The organism is Chromobacterium sp. W521 (assembly GCF_052805975.1).
Window position 1 is genome coordinate 90180 of sequence record NZ_JBRBAF010000010.1, and the last position, 24612, is coordinate 114791.

The 24612-nt window shown below is 63.4% G+C and carries 22 protein-coding genes; 12 read left to right on the plus strand and 10 right to left on the minus strand.

The window, feature by feature from the left end; genetic code table 11:
* Positions 1–293 precede the first annotated feature (293 nt).
* Positions 294–1670 (plus strand): amino acid permease, encoded by a 1377-nt coding sequence (locus ACUXV1_RS16745; RefSeq protein ID WP_043638128.1) that lies wholly within the window; start codon positions 294–296, stop codon positions 1668–1670.
* Between the two features lie 216 nt (positions 1671–1886).
* On the plus strand, positions 1887–3200 hold the full coding sequence (locus ACUXV1_RS16750; protein ID WP_043638126.1) for a sodium-dependent transporter: 1314 nt from the start codon (positions 1887–1889) through the stop codon (positions 3198–3200).
* An 86-nt stretch (positions 3201–3286) separates the two neighbouring features.
* Here the strand turns inward: ACUXV1_RS16750 and ACUXV1_RS16755 are convergent, their stop codons facing one another.
* The 4 genes from ACUXV1_RS16755 to ACUXV1_RS16770 all read right to left on the minus strand — a co-directional run bounded on the left by ACUXV1_RS16755 (position 3287) and on the right by ACUXV1_RS16770 (position 5955).
* Positions 3287–3598, minus strand: a complete 312-nt coding sequence (locus ACUXV1_RS16755; RefSeq protein ID WP_043635445.1) for an AzlD domain-containing protein — start codon at positions 3596–3598, stop codon at positions 3287–3289.
* The gene (locus tag ACUXV1_RS16760; protein WP_337882010.1) at positions 3595–4299 is read right to left on the minus strand and encodes an AzlC family ABC transporter permease; all 705 of its coding nucleotides are present in this window, start codon (positions 4297–4299) and stop codon (positions 3595–3597) included. The genes ACUXV1_RS16755 and ACUXV1_RS16760 overlap by 4 nt, the downstream gene beginning before the upstream one ends.
* A gap of 156 nt (positions 4300–4455) precedes the next feature.
* A complete protein-coding gene (locus ACUXV1_RS16765) occupies positions 4456–5289 on the minus strand; it encodes an AraC family transcriptional regulator (RefSeq protein ID WP_446016052.1) in 834 nt (277 codons plus the stop codon).
* Positions 5290–5310: 21 nt separating this feature from the next.
* Entirely contained in the window at positions 5311–5955 is a 645-nt protein-coding gene (locus tag ACUXV1_RS16770; protein ID WP_043592391.1) for a MarC family NAAT transporter, read from the minus strand.
* A 188-nt stretch (positions 5956–6143) separates the two neighbouring features.
* Between ACUXV1_RS16770 and ACUXV1_RS16775 the strand changes: the two genes are divergently transcribed.
* The 3 genes from ACUXV1_RS16775 to dinB all read left to right on the plus strand — a co-directional run bounded on the left by ACUXV1_RS16775 (position 6144) and on the right by dinB (position 8419).
* On the plus strand, positions 6144–6617 hold the full coding sequence (locus tag ACUXV1_RS16775; protein WP_043592390.1) for a copper chaperone PCu(A)C: 474 nt from the start codon (positions 6144–6146) through the stop codon (positions 6615–6617).
* A 325-nt stretch (positions 6618–6942) separates the two neighbouring features.
* Entirely contained in the window at positions 6943–7248 is a 306-nt protein-coding gene (locus tag ACUXV1_RS16780) for a SelT/SelW/SelH family protein (RefSeq protein ID WP_043635691.1), read from the plus strand.
* Between the two features lie 13 nt (positions 7249–7261).
* Positions 7262–8419 carry a DNA polymerase IV gene (gene dinB / locus ACUXV1_RS16785; RefSeq protein ID WP_114152699.1) on the plus strand — a complete coding sequence of 386 codons (1158 nt, stop codon included), beginning with the start codon at positions 7262–7264 and terminating at the stop codon, positions 8417–8419.
* A 22-nt stretch (positions 8420–8441) separates the two neighbouring features.
* On the opposite strand, the gene ACUXV1_RS16790 is transcribed toward dinB, so the two are convergent.
* From ACUXV1_RS16790 to ACUXV1_RS16815, 6 genes are all read right to left on the minus strand, one after another.
* Positions 8442–11177 (minus strand): M16 family metallopeptidase, encoded by a 2736-nt coding sequence (locus tag ACUXV1_RS16790; protein WP_446016051.1) that lies wholly within the window; start codon positions 11175–11177, stop codon positions 8442–8444.
* Between the two features lie 189 nt (positions 11178–11366).
* Positions 11367–12461: a rod shape-determining protein RodA gene (gene rodA, locus ACUXV1_RS16795; RefSeq protein ID WP_446016050.1), complete on the minus strand. Its 1095-nt coding sequence runs from the start codon at positions 12459–12461 to the stop codon at positions 11367–11369.
* A complete protein-coding gene (gene mrdA / locus ACUXV1_RS16800) occupies positions 12442–14382 on the minus strand; it encodes a penicillin-binding protein 2 (protein ID WP_446016049.1) in 1941 nt (646 codons plus the stop codon). The genes rodA and mrdA overlap by 20 nt, the downstream gene beginning before the upstream one ends.
* 15 nt (positions 14383–14397) lie before the next feature.
* Positions 14398–14901 carry a rod shape-determining protein MreD gene (mreD, locus tag ACUXV1_RS16805; RefSeq protein WP_019101651.1) on the minus strand — a complete coding sequence of 168 codons (504 nt, stop codon included), beginning with the start codon at positions 14899–14901 and terminating at the stop codon, positions 14398–14400.
* A 6-nt stretch (positions 14902–14907) separates the two neighbouring features.
* The gene (gene mreC / locus ACUXV1_RS16810; protein ID WP_043635462.1) at positions 14908–15813 is read right to left on the minus strand and encodes a rod shape-determining protein MreC; all 906 of its coding nucleotides are present in this window, start codon (positions 15811–15813) and stop codon (positions 14908–14910) included.
* Positions 15814–15952: 139 nt separating this feature from the next.
* Positions 15953–16996, minus strand: coding sequence for a rod shape-determining protein (locus ACUXV1_RS16815; RefSeq protein ID WP_043592385.1), 1044 nt, complete (start codon positions 16994–16996; stop codon positions 15953–15955).
* Positions 16997–17362: 366 nt separating this feature from the next.
* On the opposite strand from ACUXV1_RS16815, the gene gatC reads away from it, so the two are divergent.
* From gatC to ACUXV1_RS16850, 7 genes are all read left to right on the plus strand, one after another.
* Positions 17363–17650: an Asp-tRNA(Asn)/Glu-tRNA(Gln) amidotransferase subunit GatC gene (gene gatC, locus ACUXV1_RS16820; protein ID WP_043592439.1), complete on the plus strand. Its 288-nt coding sequence runs from the start codon at positions 17363–17365 to the stop codon at positions 17648–17650.
* 112 nt (positions 17651–17762) lie between these two features.
* The gene (gatA, locus tag ACUXV1_RS16825) at positions 17763–19214 is read left to right on the plus strand and encodes an Asp-tRNA(Asn)/Glu-tRNA(Gln) amidotransferase subunit GatA (RefSeq protein ID WP_161523072.1); all 1452 of its coding nucleotides are present in this window, start codon (positions 17763–17765) and stop codon (positions 19212–19214) included.
* A gap of 166 nt (positions 19215–19380) precedes the next feature.
* Positions 19381–20808, plus strand: a complete 1428-nt coding sequence (gene gatB / locus ACUXV1_RS16830) for an Asp-tRNA(Asn)/Glu-tRNA(Gln) amidotransferase subunit GatB (protein WP_446016048.1) — start codon at positions 19381–19383, stop codon at positions 20806–20808.
* Positions 20809–21183: 375 nt separating this feature from the next.
* A complete protein-coding gene (gene mraZ, locus ACUXV1_RS16835) occupies positions 21184–21630 on the plus strand; it encodes a division/cell wall cluster transcriptional repressor MraZ (protein WP_043635472.1) in 447 nt (148 codons plus the stop codon).
* Positions 21627–22589 (plus strand): 16S rRNA (cytosine(1402)-N(4))-methyltransferase RsmH, encoded by a 963-nt coding sequence (gene rsmH / locus ACUXV1_RS16840; RefSeq protein ID WP_019102081.1) that lies wholly within the window; start codon positions 21627–21629, stop codon positions 22587–22589. The genes mraZ and rsmH overlap by 4 nt, the downstream gene beginning before the upstream one ends.
* Positions 22586–22858 carry a cell division protein FtsL gene (gene ftsL, locus ACUXV1_RS16845; protein WP_019102080.1) on the plus strand — a complete coding sequence of 91 codons (273 nt, stop codon included), beginning with the start codon at positions 22586–22588 and terminating at the stop codon, positions 22856–22858. Before rsmH ends, ftsL begins: the two co-directional genes overlap by 4 nt.
* Positions 22858–24606: a peptidoglycan D,D-transpeptidase FtsI family protein gene (locus tag ACUXV1_RS16850; protein ID WP_043635478.1), complete on the plus strand. Its 1749-nt coding sequence runs from the start codon at positions 22858–22860 to the stop codon at positions 24604–24606. The genes ftsL and ACUXV1_RS16850 overlap by 1 nt, the downstream gene beginning before the upstream one ends.
* Positions 24607–24612 lie beyond the last annotated feature (6 nt).

The following is a 24612-nucleotide window of genomic DNA, read 5'->3' on the forward strand; positions in this document are numbered from 1 at the left end:
CGGCCCTGCTCTTTTACGCCGGCTTCTCCGATATTAAAATGTTTTTGGACAAAGTGTCCGATAATTTGAAGCTATAGCATTGGTTGGCAATTCTTTGCTAAATGCAGTGAAATGCTTTTTGACCTTATGTCTTGTTTTGTTTAATCTGGTCGTGGTTTGTTTGAAGTTGATGTATGTAATAGGGATGTCTTGCTGGTTTTATTGGACTTATTGTCCAATTTTGAGTGGTAAGGGCCTTGCTGCATTGATGAAGCAATACCGTTCCATTCACTCAATCAGCAGGAGGCGCCAAGGTGAGCGTTACCCCCACTTCCACCGGTTTGAAGCGCGAGCTGAAAAACCGCCATATTCAGTTGATCGCGCTGGGCGGCGCGATCGGCACTGGTCTGTTCCTGGGCTCGGCCAGCGTGTTGAAAGCGGCCGGACCGGCTATGATTCTCGGCTACGCCGTCGCCGGCTTCATCATTTTCCTGATCATGCGCCAATTGGGCGAGATGTTGGCCGAGGAGCCGGTGGCCGGCTCGCTCAGCCATTTCGCCGATCGCTACTGGGGCAAGTTTCCCGCCTTCCTGTCCGGCTGGAATTACTGGGCGCTGTATGTGCTGGCCGGCATGGCCGAACTGACGGCCGCTGGCGAATACGTGCGTTACTGGTGGCCGGATGTGCCCACTTGGGTCACCGCGCTGGTCTTCTTCACGGTGATCACCGGCGTCAATCTGAGCAGCGTCAAATATTACGGCGAGACGGAGTTCTGGTTCGCGCTGATCAAGGTGGGCGCGGTCATCGCGATGATCGTGTTCGGCGGCTATCTGCTCTTGTCCGGAAACGGCGGTCCGCAGGCCTCGGTGAGCAATCTGTGGCGCGATGGCGGCTTCTTCCCGCACGGCGTCGGAGGCCTGTTCATGACGATGGCGGTGATCATGTTCTCCTTTGGCGGCCTGGAACTGATAGGCATGGCGGCGGCGGAGACCCAGGATCCGCAGAAAACCATCCCCAAGGCGGTGAATCAGGTGATCTACCGCGTGCTGATTTTTTACATCGGCTCGCTGTTGGTGCTGCTGTCTTTGTATCCGTGGAGCAAGGTGGCTGCCGGCGGCAGCCCCTTTGTGATGATTTTTGAGCAGATCGGGGCCGGTTTCGCCGCGCACGGGCTTAATTTCGTGGTGCTGACCGCAGCCTTGTCGGTGTACAACGGTGGCGTCTACGCCACCAGCCGCATGTTGTTCAGCCTGGCTCAGCAGGGCAACGCGCCCACGCGCATGGCCAAGCTGGACAAGCGGGGGGTGCCGGTCAACGCCACCTTGTTCTCGGCTCTGGCGACTTTCGCCGGCGTGGTGCTTAACTACCTGTTGCCCAACGGCGCGCTGGCGCTGCTGATGTCGTTGGTGGTAACCGCGCTGGTGATCAACTGGGCGATGATCAGCCTCACGCATTTGAAGTTTCGCCGCGCCCAGGGTGGTCGCAAGCTGGTGTTCGCTTCCCTGTGGCATCCGTTCGCCAACTGGCTGTGCCTGGCCTTCATGCTGATGATTCTGGGCGTGATGTTGTTCACGCCGGGCATCGCGGTGTCGGTGTATGTGCTGCCGGCCTGGTTGCTGGCGTTGTGGCTGGGTTTTCGGCTGAAGAAGGCGGGGATGGCGGAGGCCGGCTTGGCTGTCGACAAGGCGTGAGCGCGCATGCCGGGCTTGACGTACTGGGGCGTAAACCGGCATGCTGGCGAACTTATGAAGCAGAAGATCCCATTCCAGACCAAATCGTGGTGGTGGCGCAGCTAATCGGCGCGCCAGGGATTTTAGCATCTGTTTTCCGGGCCGCCGTCATGGGCGGCCTTGTTGTATCCAGCGTTACCCCGTGCGGCGGCAAATTGTTCTGACTCAGGAGTTGTCATGTCTCGCACGCAATGGGGTTCCCGCCTCGGTTTCATTCTGGCTTCGGCCGGCGCCACGGTCGGCCTGGGCTCCATCTGGAAGTTTCCCTACGTCACCGCGATGAACGGCGGCGGCGCCTTTCTACTGATCTATCTATTGCTCACCTTCACCTTGGGCATCGCCTTGCTGTTGGCCGAGATCGCCATCGGCCGCGCGGCCGCTTGCGGCGCGGTGAGCGCTTTCGCCCGGCTGGGCTCGCGCCGCTGGAAGCTGGTGGGCTATGCCGGCGTGTTGTGCGGCTTCCTGGTGTTTTCCTTCTACAGCGTGGTGGGCGGCTGGACTCTGGGTTATCTGCTGCGCGCCCTCGACGGCCGGGTGATGAGCAACGACCCGGCGGCGCTGGCGCGGCTGTTCGGCGATTACGTGTCCAATCCCTTCGAATCGCTGCTGACTCACGCCTTGTTCACCGGGCTGACCTTGCTAGTGGTGATGTGCGGGGTGCAGAAGGGGATTGAGCGGGCGGGCAAGGTGTTGATGCCGCTATTGTTCCTGCTGATGCTGGGCTTGATTGCGCGCTCGCTGACTTTGCCGGGCGCGGAGGCCGGCGTGGCGGCCCTGCTGACGCCGGATTTCTCCAAAGTGACGCCGGGCATGCTGGTGGAGGCCTTGGGTTTGGCCTTCTTCTCCTTGTCGGTGGGCGCCGGCTGCATGATCGCCTACGGTTCCTACCTGGGCAGGGACGCGAAATTGGCGAGCGCGGCATTGTGGGTCACCGGCCTGACCACGCTGACCTCGGTCCTGGCCGGCCTGATGATCTTCCCGGCGATCTACGCTTTCGGTCTGGATCCGCAGGCCGGTCCGGGCCTGACCTATATGACCATGCCGGTGGTGTTCAACCACCTGCCTTTCGGCCAAGGCTTGGCGGCGGCTTTCTTTCTGCTGCTGCTGATGGCGGCGCTGACTTCTTCGGTGTCTCTGCTGGAGTTGGTGGCGGTGTTTCCCATCGATGAGTGGGGCGTCGGCCGACGCAAGGCGACGCTGCTCATTTGTCTGCTGGTGTTTTGCGCCGGGGTGCCGGCGGCGTTGTCCTTTGGGCCGCTGGCGGGTTGGAAGCTGTTCGGCCGCAATGTGTTCGAGCTGATGGACTACACCGCGTCCAACATCCTGCTGCCGCTGGGCGGCATCGGCACCGCCTGCTTCGCCGGCTGGGTGATCTGGCCGACCATGCGAGCCGAGTTGAAATTGCCCAGCGCCTTGGCCTCCGGCGTGCGCTTTATTTATTGCTGGGCGGCTCCGGTTCTGATCGGCTTGGTGCTGGTCTACAATATCTGAGCCGAGATTCCGCGCGCGGCCCGCGGCCCGCTGCCCATTGCCGGCCGCGCGCCGCGAAGCGGTGCATGCAGGCTCCGAGCAGGTTCTTAGAGCCAGCGCAGCAAGCCATAGACTATGAAGCTGACCACAATGGCGAGCAGAGTCTTGCCGTTTTTCCACGCCACCGCGACGGCAACCAAGGTGCCGATCAGGTAGGCGTTGCCCAGCGACAGGTCGATACGTCCGGCGGGAGCCAGGGCCATCGGCACCACCAGCGCCGACAGTACCGCCGCCGGGACATAATGCAGCGCGCGGTTCAGCCAGTCCGGGAAAGCCAGCCGCTGACCGAACACCAGGAAGCTGGCGCGGATCATCAAGGTGGCCGCCAGCATGCCGAGTATCATCCACCAATGATTCATGCCGCCTCCTTGCGCTTGCCTTCAAGCAAGAATCCGGCGCCGACGCCCAGCAGCGCCGCCAGCATCAGATCCAGTTTGTAGGGGAGACCGCGCGCCAACAGCGCGGTCAGGCCGGCTACTGTCGCGGCCGCCAGCGTGGGCCGTTTTTTCAATTGCGGCGCGACGATGGCGGCGAAGGTGGCCACCATGGCGAAGTCCAGCCCCAGTTGCGCCAGCCCCGGCACTGAACGTCCCAGCAGCACGCCGGCCAGCGTCCATGCCTGCCAGTTGCCGTACATCGCCAGCGAAGAGCCCAGCCAATACCACTGGCCGCCGGCCGCGCCTTGGGTGCGGAAGCGGTGCTCGACCACGGCGAAGGTTTCGTCTGTGAGCCAGAACGCCAGCGGCCAGCGCCAGGCCAGTGGCCATTGCCGCGCGTAAGGCAGCAGGGTGGCGCTGTACAGCGCGTGGCGCAGATTGACCACGAAAGTGGTCAGCCACAGTACCGGCAGCGCGGCGCCGGCCGCTACCAGGCTGACGGCGATGAATTGCGAGGAGCCGGCGAAAACCAGCAGGGACATGGCTTGGGTTGTCAGCGGGCTGAGGCCGGCGGCGATGGCCAGGGTGCCGAAGATCACGCCGAAGGGCGCGGCGCCTATCAGCATGGGGAGGCTGTCGCGCGCGCCTTGCAGTGCCCAGGCGATGGGGGTGGAGCTCGTCATCGGAACGGGTCCTTGCGGAAACGAAGTCCATTCATCATGCCGCCGAAACCAGTCGTCGTCTTGAACGATTTTGCAGGATGGGTTTGCGCTGTGGCCTGGCGCTTGCGCACTAGCGCGAGATGGGGCGCTACGGTGGAGAAAAGCGTGAACAGACGTTCAGCGGCGCAGACCCAGCGCGCGTTGATAAGCCGCCGGCGCCAGCCCCACGGTGTGGCGGAAGGACCGGGTGAGATGAGCCTGGTCGGCGAAGCCCAGGCTGAGCGCCACCGCGCCGGGCGTCTGGCCCTGAGCCAATAGCTGGCGCGCGCGGTTGACGCGCAACTGATTGCGCCAGGCCACCGGCGGCAGGCCGAAGTGCTGGCGGAACTGGCGGCATAGTTGCCAAGGCGAGAGCTGGGCCGCTTCCGCCAGCGCTTGCAGAGACAGGTTCTCGTTGATGGCGTCGGCCAGCATTTGCCGCGCCAGCTCCACCGCGCGCGGAGCGGCCGCGTGCATCTGGCCGCGCACCTGCATATGGCGTTGCAGCACCGCGCCGAATACCCGCTGCAAGGCGGATTCGCGCAACAGCCGGTCTTGGCTGCCGCGCAGTAGCCGGTGCAACTGGTCCAGGCCGACGGCCAGCGTAGCGTCCAGCACCACGGTGTCGCGAAAATAAGGCCGGGCGTGGGCGTCGCCGCTGATGTCGGCGGCCAGCCGCTGGAGGAAGTCCGCTGATGGATAGAAGCCGCGGTAAGCCCAGCCGCGCGCATCGGCGGTTTCGCCGGTATGCACTTCGCCGGGATTGATCAGCACCAGCGCGCCGACGCCGGCGCGGTGGGTGCCGCCGCGGTGGCGGTAAGACTGCGCGCCCAGGGTTAATGCGTTGACTACGTATTCTTCATGGAAATGGGGCGGAAACACGCGCTGGGCGTAGCTGGCGTCCAGGCATTCCAACTGGCCGATGTCGTCGGCGCGGAAGAAGTCGGAACGGTCGGACGCCTGATAAGACATGGCAGGGCGTCGCGGCCGGCCTCAGGAACCGGCCATGAAGGTGCGGATGCCGGAACCGACGAATTGCACGCCAATGCAGATCAGCAAGAAACCCATCAGCCGCGTCATCACCTCGCGGCCGCCCCGGCCTAGGCGCTGGGCGATCAACTGCGAGGATTGCAGCGTCAACCACATGCCGAAGCAAGTGCCGCCGATGGCGGCGAAGGTCATCGCAAAGGCCAGCGCCTTGGCTGGCAGAGTCGTCAGTTCGGCAATCTCCGTGGAAATGCCGATGACCACGGCAATGGTGCCGGGCCCGCTGATGCCGGGCATGGCCAGCGGGAAGAAAGCGTAGTCCTCGCGCTCGCCGGTCTTGGGCGCGTTGCCCGGATCCTGCGACAGGAACAGCATGCGGTAGCCCAGCACGGCGACGACGAAGCCGCCGGAAATGCGCAGCGCGCCGTAGGAAATGCCGAAAGCGGACATGATCACGTTGCCGGCCAGCAGGCTGACCACCATGATGGCCGCCGCGAACACGCAGGCGCGGCGCGCCTGGTTGTCGCGCGCAGAGTCCGTCATTTCGCGGGTCAGGGTGATGAACAGCGGAATTTTGGATAGCGGGTTAGTGATGGTGATCAGGCTGAGTAGCCCGCCGAACAGGAATTGGAGCGACAACGTCTTGAGCATGGCACTACGCTGATGAAGCGAACATTACAATGGATGGACGCAGTCTGCCTGAGGCCGCGGGCCGGTGACAAGGGAAATTCTGCTAGGAGCCCCGCGGCGCGCGCGCGGCATGACATTGGCTGTGGCATTATGCCGCACGGCTGCTGTGGGCGGCTGTGCTAGAGTGCGGAAAACCCAAGGAGTTGATTATGCGAAAGACATTGAGCGCCCTGCTGGGCCTGTGCCTGCTGAGCGCCGGAGCGATGGCGCACGAATTCAAGCTGGGCGATATCAAGATCGGCCATCCGTGGAGCCGGGCAATGCCGGAAAGCAGCCCCACCGGCGGTGTTTATCTGTCGTTGAACAATCAGGGCAAGACCGCCGACAAGCTGCTGTCGGCCAGCACGCCGCGCGCGGCCAAGGCCGAATTGCACACCCATCTCAACGACAAGGGCGTGATGCGCATGCGCGAAGTGGCCGGCGGCGTGGCCGTGGCCGCGGGCCAGGAAGTCAAATTCGCGCCCGGCAGCTATCACGTGATGCTGATGGGGTTGAAGCAGCCGCTGCGCGTGGGCGACCGTTTCCCGCTGACCTTGCGTTTCGAGAAGGCGGGCAGCGTAACCGTTGAAGTGGTGGTGGAAGACGGCGTCGCGGCGGCCGCCCCGGCAGAACACGCGCATTGATTCGCTAGGCGCGATCGTTTGCTACCGGTAACGTTGCGCCGAAGTTACATCGTGCAGCGCAGCAATCGGCGCGGGCTGGAGTAAATGCTTTACCCCGAGCCGGCTACTGGGCAGACTTGGCCTCGGGAATGTGTTGCGAACAAGACGTCATTGCCACTGCCGGCGCCCTGAACAAGGTCAAAACGCCAAGTCTGCACAAAGAGAGAAACGATGGAGGAGCGGGCGCTTGCGCCCGCACACAACAAAATCCAGGGACGCCGGCAGTTCCTTTCCCCTTCCATGATGTATGCTGTCAGCCATCTTGTTGCCGACTGCTTTTTCCCGCATGACTTCCTCTATTTCCCCCGCCAAAACTCCGCGCCTGAGCATTGAGTACTGCACCGGATGCCGCTGGCTGCTGCGCGCCGCCTGGATGGCGCAGGAGCTGCTGACCACCTTCGAGAAGGAATTGGCTGAAGTGGCCTTGCGGCCCGGCAGCGGCGGCGTGTTCCGCGTGGAGCTGGACGGAGAGCTGTTGTGGGACCGCAAGGCCGACGGTGGCTTCCCCGACATCAAGCTGCTGAAGCAGCGGGTGCGCGACCGGGTGGCGCCGCAGCGTTCGCTGGGTCATAGCGACGGCGCCGTTTCCTGATTCGGCTATCGCCATGAGCGAGCCGCTGCGCAAGATCATCCACGTCGATTGCGATTGTTTCTACGCCGCGATCGAGATGCGCGACGATCCCGCCTTACGTCCCTTGCCGCTGGCGGTGGGCGGCCGGCCGGAAAGCCGCGGCGTCATCGCCACCTGCAATTACATCGCGCGACGCTACGGCGTGCGCTCGGCGATGTCGTCCGCGCGCGCGTTGCGCTTGTGTCCCGATTTGTTGATCTTGCCGCCTGACATGGCGCGCTATCGCGAGGCCAGCCAGAAGATCATGCGCATCTACGAGCGCTACACGCCCTTGATCGAGCCCTTGTCGCTGGACGAGGCCTATCTGGATGTGACTGGACAGCCGCACGAGCAGGGCAGCGCCACGCGAATGGCGGAGGCGATCCGCCGTCAGATTCGCGAGGAGGTGGGCATCACCGCCTCGGCCGGCATCGCGCCTAATAAATTCCTGGCCAAGGTGGCCAGTGATTGGAACAAGCCGGACGGGCAATTCCTGATCCGGCCACAGGATGTGGCCGGCTTCGTCGCCGCCTTGCCGGTGGAGAAGATACACGGCGTGGGCCGGGTCACCGCGCAGCGGCTGAACGAATTGGGCATCAGGCGTTGCGGCGACATGCTGGCCTGGGAGCTGGCCGATCTGCTGCGCCACTTCGGCCGTTTCGGCGAGCGCCTCTACGAGCTGGCGCGTGGAGTGGATCCGCGGCCGGTGTCCACTGACCGCAGCCGCAAATCGATCAGCGTTGAGGAGACCTACGCGGTGGACCTGCCCGACGCCGCCGCCTGTCTGTCCAAGCTGCCGGAGCTGATAGACCGGCTGAGCGCGCGCATCGCGCGCAGCGGCAACCCCGCGTTCAAAGGCTTGTCGGTCAAGCTCAAGTTCGACGATTTCAGCCAGACCACGGTGGAGCACGCCGGCGGACAGTTGTCGCCGGCGCGTTTTGGAGAGTTGTTGCGGGTGGGGTTCGAGCGGGGCCGGCGGCCGGTGCGCTTGGTGGGCGTCGGCGTCAAGCTGGCGGACGAGCACGACCTGCCGCGTCAGTTGCGCCTGTTCGGCCGCGACGGCCGTCCGCTGCCGGACCAGCCGGCGGACGCTGCCGCGGGCGAGGCGGAGCCGCCTATGATAGACGCCGACCAGCCCCCGCAGAACAGCTGAGGCCAGCCGGCGCAAGGCTGGATCAGGGGCGCTTGAAGTCGCCGGCGTAGACCTGGAGCAGTTGGGCCGGGTTGATGTGTTTGCGCAGCGCGGCGTTGACCTGCTCCACCGTCAGCGCGGCGATGGCGGTATCCACCTTGGCGTTGAACTCCATGCCGCGGCCGATTTGCAACTGGCCGTCCAGCGCGCCGCTCAGTGCGCCGTCCTGAGCGCGGGCGATTTCCCTTTCCTGTTGCAGCGCCTTTTGGGCGTCGGCCAGCTCGGTGGCGTTGACGCCGTCGCGGATGAAGCGCGTCAACTCCTCCGTCACCCCCTGTTTCAATTTTTCCAGATTCTGCGGCGCGTAAATGGCCACCAGGCTCAGGCTGGCCACCGGTTCGAAGCTGCCTGCCTTGAACTGGCTGCCGGTGTAGTAGCTGATGCCGTCCTTTTGGCGCAGGCGATCCAGCAGCCGTGATTTGACGCCGCCGCCCAGGATCTTGTTGGCGACCAGCATTGCCGGGTAGTCGGCGTCGCTGTCCCGCATCGCCAACGGCGCGGTGGCCAGGTAGAAGGCGTTGGCTTTGTCCTTGGCCTGCAGTTGTTGTTGGCCCGGCTTGGCCGGCGGCAGCAAGCTGGGCGCGCGGCTGTACGTCACGGTGCTATTCCAGCCGCCGAACAGCTTTTGCAGTTGGCTTTGCGCGGCTTTGGCGTCGAAGTCGCCGACGAGGGCGAAGCGGGCGTGGTTGGCGCCGTAGAACTGGCGGTGGAAGCGCTTGAGATCGTCCAGCTTGGCGGTTTTCAATTCGGCTGCGGCCTCGTCCAGCGTCGGACGGTAGCGCAGATCGCCCTTGCGATAGATGTTGAGCGCCTGGCCAACAGCCTGGGTGGCCATGGCCTGCGGCTCGTTGCGTTGGGCGTCGATGGCGGTCAGCCCCTCCTTGCGCAGCAGTTCGAACTCCCGTTCCGGGAAACTGGGCTGTTTTAGCAGGTCGGCGATCAGGTCCAGCAAGGCCGGCAGATGCGTGCGGGTGGTTTCAAAGTCCACGTTCACCTCCTGACCGGAGCCGGAGATGCTGAGCTTGGCTTTCAATTGATCCAGGCGATTGCTGATTTCTGCGCGGCTGAGCTTGCCGCTGCCGCGTTCCAGCATGTCGGCGGCGAGGCTGGGCACGGCGCCGAGTCCGAACAGGCTTTTCTCGTCGCCGAAGGCGAGGCTGAAGCTGCCGTTAACGGTTTCTCCGCGGGTTTTCTTGGCCAGCAAGGCCAGTTTGGCGCCGTTGGCGAGCGTCGTTTTCACGGTGCGGGCGTCGATGTTGGCTGGGCTGGGATCGAAGGCCTCGCCCTGGCTGATTGCTGCGCGGCCCTTGTAGCCGTCCACCAGCTTGGCCACGTCCGGCGTGGCCGGGATCACGCTGCGGTCCGGTTTGGCGGTGGGCACGAACTGGCCGTAGGTGCGGTTGGACGGCTTGAAGTAGTTCTCCGCGGCCCGTTCCACGTCTTTGGCGCTTAGCGCCTCGATGCGGTCGCGGGTCAGGAAGAATAGCCGCCAATCTCCCTTGGCGATAGCCTCGGACATTTCCACCGCCAGCTGCTGCGGGTCGTTAAGGGTCTTGTCGATATCGTTGAGCAGGCTGGCCTTGGCGCGCTTGAGTTCGGCTTCGGTCACCGGCTTGTTCTTGAAGCCCTCGATGGCGGCGAGCATGGCCTGGCGCGTATCGGCCAGTTTCTGGCCCTTGTTCAACTCTGCCCAAAAAATGATGTAGCCGGGTTCTGCCAGCGCGAACGGCCAGGCCTCGACGCCGACGGCTTTCTTGCCGCCCACCAGCGCCTGGTACAGCCGGCCGTTGGGGGTGCTGGCCAGGATGTCGGCCAGAACGAGGATGGCCGCCGCGTCCGGGTGGCTGCCGGCGGAGATCGGGTACAGCACCGCGGCTAGTTGGGTGTCGCCGACGCGCTCCACCGTCAGTTCGCGCGCGCCGTCGCGCTGCGGTTCCTCGGTCCAGGTTGGCGTCAGTTGGCGCTGCGGCTTGGCGATCTTGCCGAATGTCTGCCGGACGACGTCCAGCGTCGCCGCCGGGTCGAACTTGCCGCTGATCATCAGTACCGCATTGTCCGGCTGGTAGTACTTGCGGTAGAAGGCCTGCAGATTGTCGATGCGGACTTTTTCCACGTCCGAGCGCGCGCCTATGGTGTTGTGGCCGTAGTTGTGCCAGTCGTAGCTGACCGCGGTCATCTGCTTCCACAGCACGCGGCGGGGATTATTCTCCCCCATTTCCATTTCATTGCGCACCACCGAGAACTCGGTGTCCAGATCGCTCCTGGCGATCTTGCTGTTGACCATGCGGTCTGCTTCCATCTCCAGCGCCCAGCGAAGGTTGTCGTCGTTGGCCGGGAAGGTTTCGTAGTAGTTGGTGCGATCCAGGAAGGTGGTGCCGTTGAACTGCATGCCGCGTTTGCCCAGTTCCTGCATCAGGTTGCCGCTGGTGGGCGTGCCCTTGAACAGCATGTGCTCCAGCAAATGGGCCATGCCGGTTTCGCCGTAGCTTTCGTGGCGGCTGCCCACCAGATAGGTGATGTTGACGGTGGTGGTGGGCTTGGAGGCGTCCGGGGCCAGCAGGACCCGCAGGCCGTTGGGCAACCGGTATTCGGTGATGCCTTCCACGCTGGTGTAGGCTTGCAGCTGGCTTTGGCTGGCGGCGACGGGTTCGGCGGCGATGGCCGGCAGGGCGTGGCCCAGGGACAGGGCGAGCAGCAGGCTCAGGGTCTTGATGCGCATGCGTTGGCGTTTCCTCTGCGTAGATGAGGGCGGCGGCGCGCGGCGGCGCCGGAATTCTATAGGCTTGCGATTTTGCTTGCTTTCGTCAAGCCGGAAGCATTTCTGGCATGACGTCAGTCGCGTGCAGACAGAATAGGCCGGCGCGGCGGGGAATTGGTTCCCGCCGCGGGGTTTGGAAAGAGAAGGTTCTCAGCGTTTCAGATTGCTGATGCTCATCAGCATGCCCATGCCGACGAACAGGGTGACGGTGGCGGTGCCGCCGTAGGACATGAAGGGCAGCGGCACGCCCACCACGGGCAGGATGCCGGACACCATGCCCATGTTGACGAAGGCATAGACGAAGAAGGACATCGTGATGGAACCGGCCATCAGTCGGCCGTACAGTGTTTGCGCGCTGGCGGTGATCATCATCGCGCGGCTGAGCACCAGCAGATAGAGCACCAGCAGAAGCACATTGCCGGCCAGGCCGAACTCCTCTGAGTACACGGCGAAGATGAAGTCCGTGGTCCGCTCCGGGATGTAATCCAGGTGGGTCTGAGTGCCGTTGAGCCAGCCCTTGCCCCAGGGGCCGCCGGAGCCGATGGCGATCATGGACTGGATGATGTGGTAGCCGTCGCCCAAGGGGTCGGTGGTGGGGTCTATCATGGTCAGCACCCGGCGGCGCTGGTAGTCGTGCAGCAGGTTCCAGACGATGGGCAGGCTGGCGGCGCCCAGGCCGATGCCGGCGAAGATCACTTTCCACGGCAGGCCGGCGAAGAACAGCACGAACAGGCCGGCGGCGGCGATCAGCAGCGTGGTGCCCAGATCCGGCTGCTTCAGCACCAGCGCGCTGGGCACGGCCATCAGCAAGGCGGCCCCCAGGTAGTGCCACCAGCGCATTGATAGTTCGTATTTCTGGAAGAACCAGGCCAGCATCATCGGCAACGCGATCTTCATGATTTCGGACGGCTGGATGCGGGTAATGCCCAGTTCCAGCCAGCGGGTGGAGCCGTTGACGGTGACGCCCTTGAAGTGGACGGCCAGCAGCAGCAGCACGCCCAGCCCGTAGATGGGCGGCGCGAAGTTCATGATGCTTTGCGGCCGCATGCGGGCGATGATCCACATGATGATCAGCGACAGGCTGGTGTAGATCAGCTTGTTGTCTATCTTGTCGAAGGACTGGTTGTTGGCCGAGTACAGCAGCACCATGCTGACCACGAAGATCATGCCCAGGAACAGCATCAGCCAGCCGTCCAGCGGTTCTTGGATCTGTTGCCAGACGCGTTTAATTAGAGAGGTCTGCATTGTCGTTGGCGGTGTCGGTGGGCATGGTCTTCAGCGTGCCTTCGATGTCTTTCGGCACCTTGCCCAGCAAGTAGTAATCGAACAGCGCGCGCACGATGGGCGCGGCGGCGGCGGCGCCGAAGCCAGCGTTCTCCACGATCACCGCCACGGCGATGCGGGGCTTGTCCACCGGGGCGAAGGCGATGAACCAACTGTGGTCGCGGTATTGCTCGGCCAGGGCGGAGGCGTTGTACTTGGCGCCCTGTTTGATTTGCACGACTTGGGCGGTGCCGGTCTTGCCCGCCATCGAGTACTGCAGGCCCACGCCCAGCCGCGCGCCGGTGCCGCGCGTCATCACGCCCTCCATGCCGCGCTTCACGTATTCGAAGTTTTCCGGTTTAAACGGAACCTGGCGGGTGGGCATCGGTTCAATGATGCGCGCTTTGCCGCTGCGGGTATCCACCACCTGCTGCACCAAGTGCGGTTTGAACACTTGGCCGTTGTTTGCCATGATGGCGGTGGCGTTGGCCATTTGCAGCGGAGTGTAGGCGTTGAAACCCTGTCCAATGCCGATGCTGACCACATCGGCCGGATACCAGCGGCGGAATTCTTCCTTGTAGCGGGCAAAGCGGCGCGCTTTCCATTCCTTGGACGGCAGCACGCCGATGGACTCGCCGTCCAGGTCGATGCCGCTCTTGCTGCCCAGGCCGAACTGCGCCAGCGCCGGGTGGATCTTGTCTATGCCCATGTCCCAGGCCAGCTTGTAAAAGAAGGTGTCGCTGGAGACTTCGATCGCGCGCTGCAGATTGATCATGCCGTTGCCGGCTTTCTTGCTGTCGCGGAACTGGTGGCTGGAGCCGGGCAGGGTGAAATAGCCCGGCGCGGGACGGATGTCGCGCATGCCGATGGCGTGGTTTTCCAGCGCGGCCATCGCCATGAAGGGCTTGAAGGTGGAACCGGGCGGGTAGGTGCCGCGCAGCGCGCGGTTGATCATCGGTTTCTGCCAGTCGTTGTTCAGGTTGGTCCAAGTTTGGGTGTCGATGCCGTCGATGAATAGATTGGGATCGAAGCCCGGCTTGGACAGGAAGGCGAGCACGCCGCCGGTGGACGGCTCTATCGCCACCAGCGCGCCGCGGCGGTTGCCGAAGAGCTTGTCCGCCATCTCCTGCAGCCGAATATCCAGCGCCAGTTTCAGGGTGTTGCCGTTGACCGGCGGCGTGCGCCGCAGCGAACGCACCGCGCGTCCTCCGGAATCGGTTTCCACTTCCTCGAAGCCGACCTTGCCGTGCAGATCGTCCTCGTACACCGCCTCCAGGCCCGTCTTGCCAATGTAATTGGAGCCTTTGTAATTGGCGGTTTTTTCTTCTTCTTCCAGCCTTTCCTTGTCGCGCTGGTTGATGCGGCCGATATAACCGAGCACATGGCTGGTCATTTCTTTGAACGGATAGTCGCGGAACAGCCGCGCCTTGACTTCCACGCCAGGGAAGCGCCAGGCCTGGGCGGCGACCCGAGCGGCTTCTTCTTCGCTGAGTTTGGTTTTCAGCGGGATGGATTCGAAGTTTTTGCTTTCAATCAGCAGGCGTTTGAACTGGCGCTCGTCACGCGGGGTGATCTCCACCAGCTTGCGCAGCTCGGCCTCGGTGGCGGCCAGGTCCGGGATCTTGCTGGGCGTCAGCTCCAGCGTGTAGGCGGAGTAGTTCTGCGCCAGCACCACGCCGTTGCGGTCCAGAATCAGGCCGCGGTTGGGCAGGATGGGCACCAGCGAAATGCGGTTGTTCTGAGCCAGCGTGGAAAAGTGTTCGTGCTGCAGCACTTGCAGCCAGATGAAACGCGTGAGCAATACCAGAAACATCAGCACGATCAACGCGTAAGCGACGATCAAGCGCAGCTGGAACTGGCTATCTTCGGCCTGCGGGTTCTTGAAACGGGTGGGTTGAGGCATGGACGGTCCGCGGCGCTACACCGCGTTGTGGCGGTAGGGCATCAGCATCAGCTTGGTCAGCAACGGCCATAGCAGGGCGCCGATCAAGGGCGGCAGGAAGTAACCCCAGCCGACGAAGGCGGAGCCGGTGAGCATGCGCACCACCACCATGATGATCTGGTTGGTCAGCAACAGGCCCAGCACCACCAGCGTTTGCTGGCCCAGGTTGAACATCACCACCTGGCGCTGGCGCGCGAGCGCCAGGTAAGCGGTGATTGAATAGGCCAGCGCGTGTTGGCCGAACAGGCCGGCGGTGGAAATGTCGGCCACCAGGCCCAGCAAGAATGCGGTGCCGATATTGACCCGGCGCGGCTGGTTGATCACCCAGTACAGGATCAGCATGCCGATGAAGTCCGGCAGCCAGCGCGTGCTGCCGTGCGGCAGCGGGATCAGTTCGATCAGGACGGCGAAGATGAAGGTGAACAGGATGAAGCGGCGCTTCACCGGTTTGAGCAGTTCCTTGGGGCGCTCGAACGTCATCGGGGCTTACTCCTCGGCGGCGGCTTTCTTGCCGCCCCTGCTCTTTTTGACGATGGGGGCCGGTTCCGGCGGGCGCGGCGGCGCCTGCTTTTCGCCCAGCACCAGCATGTAGCGGGTTTGCTGCACGCCGGCCAGGGGCGAGGTGGCGATGCGTGCGAAGGTGGCGCCTTGGTTTCGCTCCACCCGGGTCACGCGGGCCACCGGGATGCCGGCGGGATAAACGCCGTCCACGCCGGAGGTGACGATGTGATCGCCGTCCTTGATGTCGGCGCTTTGCGGCAGATAGCGGATTTCCACACCGCCGCCGTAGCCGTACAGGATGGCGCGCTGGCCGGTGCGGGCCACCATGACCGGCACCATCTGGTTCTTGTCTATGACCAGAGTGACTTCCGCGGTCAGCGGCTGCACCCGGGTGACTTGGCCTAGCAGGCCGGTGGCGTCCACGACCGGCTGGCCGGCCTTCAGGTTGGCGTCGCTGCCTTTGTCGATGATGATTTTGTAGGAAAACGGATCGCGGCCGGTATACAGCGTTTCGGCCATCTGCGCCTGTTGGTGATAGCTGGACTTGATGCCGTTGAGCTTGCGCACTTCGTCCAGTTCCCGTTGCAGGGTCTGCAGCCGCGACAGTTGCGCCGACATTTCCAGCTGGCGCACGCGCAAGGCGGTGTTTTCCTGTTTCAGTTCAGTTTGGGAGCTGAGGAAGTCACTGACGTGGCGCATCGCCTGCGCGGGCATGTTCACCGCGCGCTGTACGGGGTAGAGCGCCAGCGAAGTGGCTTCGCGCGCCTGTTCCATCAGGCCGAAATAGCTGTCGCCGACCAGGAGCGCCACCGAGGCGGCCACGGCCATGGCCAAGCGCGCGCCGGGCGGCGGCCCGGAGCGAAAAAAGCTGGGGGTGTTGGCAAAGTCCATCGGCTCAGACCTCGCCCCTTGACACGGGGCGCTGTGCTTCAAAAACGGGCGCGCTTGCCGCGCGCCCGCCATCATCGCTTGCGTTACGAGCGACCGCCGCCGCAGGAGCCGGGCTCAGGCGGGCGTCGGCCGTTCCGGTTTAAGGGACGTTGGTGAAAATAGTGCCAATCTTGTCCATTTTCTCCAGCGCCTTGCCGGAGCCGCGCACCACGCAGGTCAGCGGTTCTTCGGCCACGAACACCGGCAGGCCGGTTTCTTCGGCCAGCAGGCGGTCGATGTCTTTCAGCAGCGCGCCGCCGCCGGTCAGCACCATGCCCTTGTCGGCGATGTCGGCGCCCAGTTCCGGCGGAGTTTGTTCCAGCGCGATCTTCACCGCGGACACGATCTGATTCAGCGGCTCGGTCAGCGCTTCCAGGATTTCGTTGGACGACACGGTGAAGGCGCGCGGAATGCCTTCGGCCAGGTTGCGGCCCTTGACTTCCATTTCGCGGACTTCGGCGCCCGGGAAGGCGGAGCCGATGGTCTTCTTGATTTCCTCGGCGGTGGTTTCGCCGATCAGCATGCCGTAGTTGCGGCGGATGTAGTTGATGATGGCTTCGTCGAACTTGTCGCCGCCCACGCGGACGGAGTTGGAATACACCACGCCGCCCAGCGAGATCACACCGACCTCGGTGGTGCCGCCGCCGATGTCCACCACCATGGAACCGGTGGGTTCCTCAACCGGCAGGCCGGCGCCGATGGCGGCCGCCATCGGCTCTTCGATCAGTTCCACGCGGCGCGCGCCGGCGGCCAGCGCCGAGTCGCGGATCGCCTTGCGCTCCACCTGGGTGGAGCCGCAGGGCACGCAGATCACGATGCGGGGGCTGGCGGCGAAAAAGCGGTTGGGGTTCACCTTCTTGATGAACTGCTTGAGCATCTGTTCGGTGACGGTGAAGTCGGCGATCACGCCGTCCTTCATCGGGCGGATCGCCTGGATGCTGCCCGGGGTGCGGCCCAGCATGCGCTTGGCTTCCAGGCCCACGGCCAGGATGGATTTCTTGTTGGTGGGCGCGTCGCTGTGAATGGCGACAACCGAGGGCTCGTCCAGCACGATGCCTTTGGCGCGCATGTAGATGAGGGTGTTGGCTGTGCCAAGGTCAATGGCGAGGTCGTTGGAGAAGTATCCGGTCAGCGAACGAAACATTGGGCGATCCTGGTCAGTTTTCGTCATGTGGCGGACGCGCCGTCGCGTCCGCGTTTAATCTGTTGTTTGTTGTCTACTCGTACGACCCGAGTCTACCCGCCGCGTGGCAAAACGACGCTTGGCGCCCACTGGGCGACACCGGCTAAGCGGCTTCGCCCGGCTGGCCTTGCGCATCGTTTTCCGACGCTGTGTCGGGTTGATGAGGCCTGCACGATCCGGCCCCGGCGCGGCGGCTTGCCGCCTGTCGGCCGCGCGGTGAAAGCGCTGCCGAAATAACGCCGTGGCGTGATGTCGATCTTGGGAGAATCAAGCGGGCTATGATACCCTATAACGCTTGAAATATTAAAGGTTTTGAACGAGGACACCATGTCGCTGACGCATCAGGATGTCGCACGAATTGCCAAGCTTGCCCGCATCAATGTCAATGAAGCGGAAATTGCCGCGACAAGCAAGCAACTCAATAATATTTTTGGCCTGATCGAACAGATGCAAGCGGTGAACACCGACGGCATCGAGCCGATGGCCCATCCGCAGGATGTCTCTTTGCGTTTGCGCGAAGATATCGTTACCGAAACCAATCAGCGCGAAGCTTTCCAGGCCGTGGCCCCGCAAGTGGAAAAGGGCTTGTTCCTGGTTCCCAAGGTCATCGAGTGATGCTCTGATTGCCTGTGCCGGTTTAGGTTCCCTCCCGCGCGGGAGGCCGGCGCCGGTCGCTGTCTGAAAGGACGGCGGCGCCATTCCCGGATAGCTAAAGATTCCATTTGAAATGACACAGTCTACTTTAAAGCAACTGTCGCGGCAGCTGGCGGCCAAGGAAGTCTCCAGCGTTGAGCTGGCCACCCAATATCTGGATCGGATCGAGGCGCTGAACCCGGCGCTCAACGCGCTGGTCACCGTCGACCGGGCCAAGACCCTGGCCGAGGCCGCGGCCGCCGACGCGCGCATCGCCGCCGGCGACGCCCATGCGCTGACCGGCGTGCCCATCATCCACAAAGATCTGTTCTGTCAGCAGGGTTGGAGAACCAGCTGCGGCTCCAAGATGCTGGACAACTTCGTGTCGCCGTACAGCGCTCACGTGGTTGAGCAATGCCAGGCCGCCGGTCTGGTGACGCTGGGGCGCGCCAATATGGACGAGTTCGCGATGGGTTCGTCCAACGAGAACTCCTTCTACGGCGCCGTGAAAAACCCCTGGGACCAGAAGGCGGTGCCGGGCGGCAGTTCCGGCGGTTCCGCCGCTGCGGTGGCCGCGCGGCTGACGCCGGTGGCCACCGCCACCGACACCGGCGGCTCCATCCGCCAGCCGGCTTCCCATTGCGGCGTTACCGGCATCAAGCCGACTTACGGCGTGGTGTCCCGATACGGCATGGTGGCCTACGCCTCCTCGCTGGACCAGGGCGGCCCGATCGCGCAGACCGCCGAGGACTGCGCGTTGATGTTGAACGTGATGGCCGGCTTCGACCAGCGCGATTCCACCAGCCTGGAGCGCGCCCGCGAAGACTACGCCCGCGATCTGAATCAGCCGCTGGCCGGCCTCAAAGTGGGCCTGCCGCGCGAATACTTCGCCGCTGGCCTGAGCGCCGACGTGGCGCGCGCCGTGGACGAGGCGGTGGCGGTGTTGAAGAAGCAGGGCGCGCAGGTGGTGGAAATCAGCCTGCCCAATACCGAGCTGTCCATTCCGGCCTACTACGTGATCGCGCCGGCCGAGGCCTCGACCAATTTGTCGCGCTACGACGGCGTGCGCTACGGCCATCGCGCCGCAGAGTACAAGGACCTGGTGGACATGTACGAGAAGACCCGCGCCGAAGGGTTCGGCAGCGAGGTCAAGCGCCGCATCCTGGTGGGCAGCTATGTGCTGTCGCACGGCTATTACGACGCCTATTACCTCAAGGCCCAGAAGATCCGCCGTCTGATCGCCAACGATTTCAAGGCCGCCTTCGAGCAGTGCGACGTGATCCTGGGGCCGGTGGCGCCGACCGCGGCCTTCGACATCGGCGCGATGAACGACGATCCGGTGCAGATGTATCTGTCCGACATCTACACGCTGTCGGTGAACCTGGCCGGTCTGCCAGGCATGAGCGTGCCAGCCGGCTTCAGCGCCAATGGCCGTCCTATCGGCTTGCAGATCATCGGCAATTACTTCGGCGAAGCCAAGATGTTGAATGTCGCGCATCAGTTCCAGTTGGCCACCGATTGGCATAGCCGCGCGCCGGTGCTGTGAAGCCGGCCGCTGCGCAATGCGAATTCGACATTGGGCGCGCTTGCCGTACTTAAATGCACTGCCTGCGCGCGCCTTGTCTTCAAGCGCCGCTCGCAGGCCGGCTAAGTTTACGTTTACGAGGGCGGCGTTTTAGCTCCGTCCTGGCATCAAAAAGGATTTTCCGACCATGAAATGGGAAGTCGTCATCGGTATCGAGGTGCATGTGCAGCTCAATACCGTCTCCAAGATTTTCTCCGGCTCCAGCACCGCCTTCGGCGCCGAGCCGAACACTCAGGCCTCCGCGGTGGAACTGGCCTTCCCCGGCGTGTTGCCGGTGCTGAACAAGGCCGCGGTGGACAAGGCCATCCGCCTGGGCTTGGCGCTGAACGCCAAGATCAACCAGAAAAACGTGTTCGCGCGCAAGAACTACTTCTATCCGGACCTCCCCAAGGGCTACCAGATCAGCCAGATGGACCTGCCTATTGTTGAGCACGGCCAGCTGAAAATCCTGGTGGGCGAGCAAGAGAAGGTGATAGGCGTGACTCGCGCCCATATGGAAGAGGACGCCGGCAAGAGCTTGCACGAAGACTTCCATGGCTTGTCCGGCATCGACCTCAACCGCGCCGGCACGCCGCTGCTGGAAGTGGTGTCCGAACCGGACATGCGCTCGGTGGACGAGGCGTTGGCCTATGTCAAGGCGCTGTACGCGCTGGTGACCTGGCTGGGCATCTGCGACGGCAATATGCAGGAAGGCAGCTTCCGCATGGACGTCAACGTGTCGGTGCGCCCGGAGGGGCAGAAGGAATTCGGCACCCGCCGCGAGATCAAGAACCTCAACTCCTTCCGCTTCCTGGAGCAGGCCGCCAAGTACGAGATCCAGTGGCAGATTGACACCCTGGAAGACGGCGGCAAGGTGCAGCAGGCCACCGTGCTATTCGATCCGGACACCGGCGAAACCCGGATGATGCGCAGCAAGGAAGACGCGCACGATTACCGCTACTTCCCGGACCCGGACCTGCTGCCGGTGCGCATTTCCGACGAGCAGATCGCCCGCATCCGCGGCGAGATGCCGGAGCTGCCGGCGGCGATGCAAGTCCGTCTGGTCGAGGCTTACGGCGTGTCCGCCTACGACGCGGCGCTGCTGACTTCCAGCCTGGCCCTGGCTCAGTACTTCGAAGCCGCGGCCAAGGCCTCCGGTCAGGGCAAGCTGGCCGCCAACTGGATCAATGGCGAGATCGCCGCGCGGTTGAACCGTGACGGCAAGGAGATCGCCGATTGCCCGATTTCGGCCGAGCGTCTGTCCGGCCTGATCGCGCGCATCGCCGACAACACCCTGTCCAGCAAGCTGGCCAAGCAGGTGTTCGACGCCTTGTGGGACAGCGAACTCTCCGCCGACGACATCATCGAGCGCGACGGCCTGAAGCAGGTGTCCGACGTCGGCGCCATCGAGAAGATGGTGGAAGAAGCGATCGCCGCCAATCCCAAGGCGGTAGAAGAATTCCGCGCCGGCAAGGAAAAGGCGCTCAACGCCTTGGCCGGTCAGGTGATGAAGGCTTCCAAGGGCAAGGCCAATCCGGCCCAGGTGCAGGATATTCTGCGACAGAAGCTGGCCTAATCCGGCGGAACTCCGGGACGGCGGCGCCGAATGTGGCGCCGCCGTCCTGTTTTTGTGTTGCGGCGCGGAAAGTGGTCTTGCATTGGACTGTCCTTGGAAATATTCCCAGGCTCGAGGTGTGGTGTTTCGGGAATAGTTCGAGTGTTAACAGCTCACTTTGACTGATGTTTTTAAGCCTCTGATTTGACAAGGAATCCGCTTTTTGCGCTGTCCGCTAAGTCATTGTCTCAAAAGGTGAATTAGAACTTCTCGATGTTGACCGTGGGGAAGTTCTTTCTTATAGTGGCGGAAAGTGGGGCGAAGTGGGTGAAAGTGGGGCATTTGTCCCAGGGGGCGACGGCCCCTTAGGTTTATTCGGTCAGCGGGCTCGAAATCATGATTGGTGGCGTCAGCATCTTGTCTCTCGATAGCAAGGGGCGTTTGGCTATTCCGGCTAAACACCGCGAGACACTGCTGTCCGCTTTCGGGCACAAACTGATCGTCACCCTTGAATCCCAAGACCACTTGCTGATCTACCCCGAACCCAACTGGCGTCCGGTCGAAGCCCGCCTGTTAGCCCTTCCCACCGGCAATCCCACTCTGAAACGTTACCAGCGCCTCGTGCTCGGCCACGCGGAAACCCTGGAAATGGACAGTGCCGGACGCATTCTGTTGCCCGCGCGCTTGCGCGATCTCACCGGACTCGACAAAGACGTCGCGCTGGTGGGCATGGGCAACCGCTTCGAGCTGTGGAATGCCGAGGAATGGGACAGTCAGACCGCTGACGCCCTGGCCATCGATCAAACCGATCTGGCCCAACACCTTGGAGACTTTACGCTGTGAGCACCACCCCTTTCGTGCACCTGACGGTGCTCTTGACCGAAGCGGTCGACGCGCTTGCCATCCGGCCGGATGGCACCTACGTCGATTGCACTTTCGGTCGAGGTGGCCACAGCCGCTTGATCCTGTCGCGACTGGGGCCGCAAGGCCGCCTGATCGCCTTCGACAAGGATCCCGAAGCCATCGCCGTGGCCACGCGGCTGGCGGAGGAAGACCCGCGCTTTCAGATCGTGCACAACGGTTTTGAAGCGCTGGGGCAGGAACTGGACCGCCTGGGCGTGCCCCAGGTGGATGGCGTGTTGATGGATCTGGGCGTGTCCTCGCCGCAGATCGACGACGGGCGGCGCGGTTTCAGTTTCCGTTTCGACGCGCCCCTGGACATGCGTATGGATACCACCCGCGGCATCACCGCGGCCGAATGGTTGGCGACGGCAGACGAGGCCGATATCAGAGAGGTCATCAAGACTTATGGTGAAGAGCGGTTTGCTCGCAAGATCGCAGCAGCCATTGTTGCGCAAAGGGCTGACGCCCCCCTCCAGACCACGCGTGAGCTCGCCGTGCTCGTTGGGCAAAACGTCCGTACTCGGGAACCGGGTCAGGACCCCGCAACGCGTACCTTCCAAGCGATCCGGATCTTTGTGAACCGCGAGCTGGACGAACTCAAGGCGGTGCTGCCGCAGGCGGCGCGCCGTCTGGCGGAAAACGGCCGTCTGGCGGTGATCAGCTTCCATTCGCTGGAAGACCGCATCGTCAAGCAATACCTGCGCGACGCCAGCAGCGAGGAAAAGCTGCCGGCTTGGGCGATGGTGCGCGCTTCCGACATGGCGCAGCCGCCGATGTCCACTGTGGGCAAGCCGGTGCGCGCGGGCGATGAAGAGGTGCGCGCCAATGCGCGCTCCCGCAGCGCCATCATGCGCGTGGCCGAACGCACCGCAGCGCCGTGGCGGGAGATCGACGCATGAACAAGCTCAACGCGATACTGCTGGTCATCGTGGTGCTGTCCGCCTGGTCGGTGGTCACCTCGACCCATGTGTCGCGCAAGCTCTACAGCGATTTGCAGAAAGAACGCAAATCCGCCCAGCAGCTGGAGATCGAGTTCGGACAGCTGCAGCTGGAGCAGAGCACCTGGGGCGCGCACGCGGTGATTGAGAAAGCCGCGTCCAGCCGCCTCGACATGCATACCCCGGATCCGCGTCAGATCCAGGTGGTTTCACCTGGAAAGGGGATGTGATGCGCACTTACTCACCGCGCCACCAGCAACGCATCCCGGACGCCAGCCCCGCGCTGCGCATGAAGCCGGGCCGCGTGCGTTTCGTGCTGCTGATGCTGGCGCTGCTGTTCCTGGCGCTGATCGGCCGCGCGGTTTACCTGCAAGTGATGCAGCAGGATTTTCTGCAAAACCAGGGCGAGGCTCGCTTCCGCCGCGCAATGACGCTGGAAGCCAACCGAGGCGTGATCACCGATCGCAACGGCGAGCCGCTGGCGATCAGCTCGCCGGTGCAGACGATTTGGGCCAGCCCCGCGGACATGGAGCCGGTGCCGCCGGCCAAGCTGCGCGAACTGGCCGCGATGCTGGATCTGTCGCCGGAAGAGTTGTCGGCCAAACTGTCCGACCGCAAGAAAGAGTTTGTTTACATCAAGCGCCAGATCAGCCCGGAGCTGGCCGACAAAGTGATGGCGCTGGGCGTGCCCGGCATCGCCAAGCAGCAGGAATTCCGCCGTTTCTACCCGGCCGGCGAGATTGTGTCCCACATCATCGGCTTCACCGGCGTGGACGGTAAAGGCCAGGAAGGCGTGGAACTGGCGCGCGAGAAGATGCTGGCGGGCAAGGATGGCCGCCGCGTGGTGCTGAAGGATCGCCGCGGCCACATCATTGAAGACGTCGCCGCCATCGAGCCGCCGCGAGACGGCCAGAAGCTGGCGTTGGCGGTGGATCACCGCATCCAGTATTTGGCTTATCGCGAGCTGAAGGCGGCTGTGGAGCTTAACAAGGCCAAGGCGGGCAGCGTGGTGGTGCTGGACGCTCATACCGGCGAGTTGTTGGCGCTGGCGAATTATCCGTCGTTCAATCCCAATAACCGCAGCGGCGTAACGCCGGAAATGATGCGCAACCGCGGCGTGATCGATTTGTTCGAACCGGGTTCGACGATGAAGCCGCTGTCGATCTCGCTGGCGCTGGAAAACGGCAAGGCCGGCCTCAACACGGTATTGGACACTCACACTTACATGATAGGCCCGGCCACCATTCGCGACGTGGCGCCGCGCCCCAGCCTGGACATCCTGGGCATCATTCAGAAATCGTCCAACGTCGGTACCAGCAAGCTGGCGCTGATGAGCTCGCCGGAACAATCGTGGAAGCATTACGACGCGCTGGGCTTTGGCCGCGCGCCGGAAACCGGTTTTCCCGGCGAAGCCGGCGGCCGGCTGCGCGACTGGCACAACTGGCGGCCCATCGAGCAGGCGACGATGTCCTTCGGCTACGGCATCTCGGTCAGCCTGATCCAGATGGCGCGCGCCTACACCGTGTTCGCCAACGACGGCGTGATGTTGCCTATCTCGCTGTACAAGACCAATACGCCGATGCCGGGCAAGCGCGTGCTGGCGGAAAAGACCGCGCATGAAATGCGCGACCTGCTGGTCGCCAACAGCCAGCCGGGCGGCGGCGCCGTAGGCGGCCGCATCATCGGTTACAGCATCGGCGGCAAAAGCGGCACCGCGCGCAAGCTGGAGGGCCGCACTTACGTGGCCAACAAGCACCGCGCGCTGTTCATGGGCTTCGCGCCGGGCAAATCGCCGCGCGTGATTGTGTCGGTCATGATAGACGAGCCCTCCGCGGGCAAATATTACGGCGGCGCGGTGGCTGCGCCGGTGTTCTCGCAGATCGCCGGCGGCGCGCTGCGAGTGCTGAACGTGCAGCCGGACGAGCCCTCCAACAACACTTTATTGCCGGAATCCACCCCGGTGCCGGTGGATTTTTGATCAAAT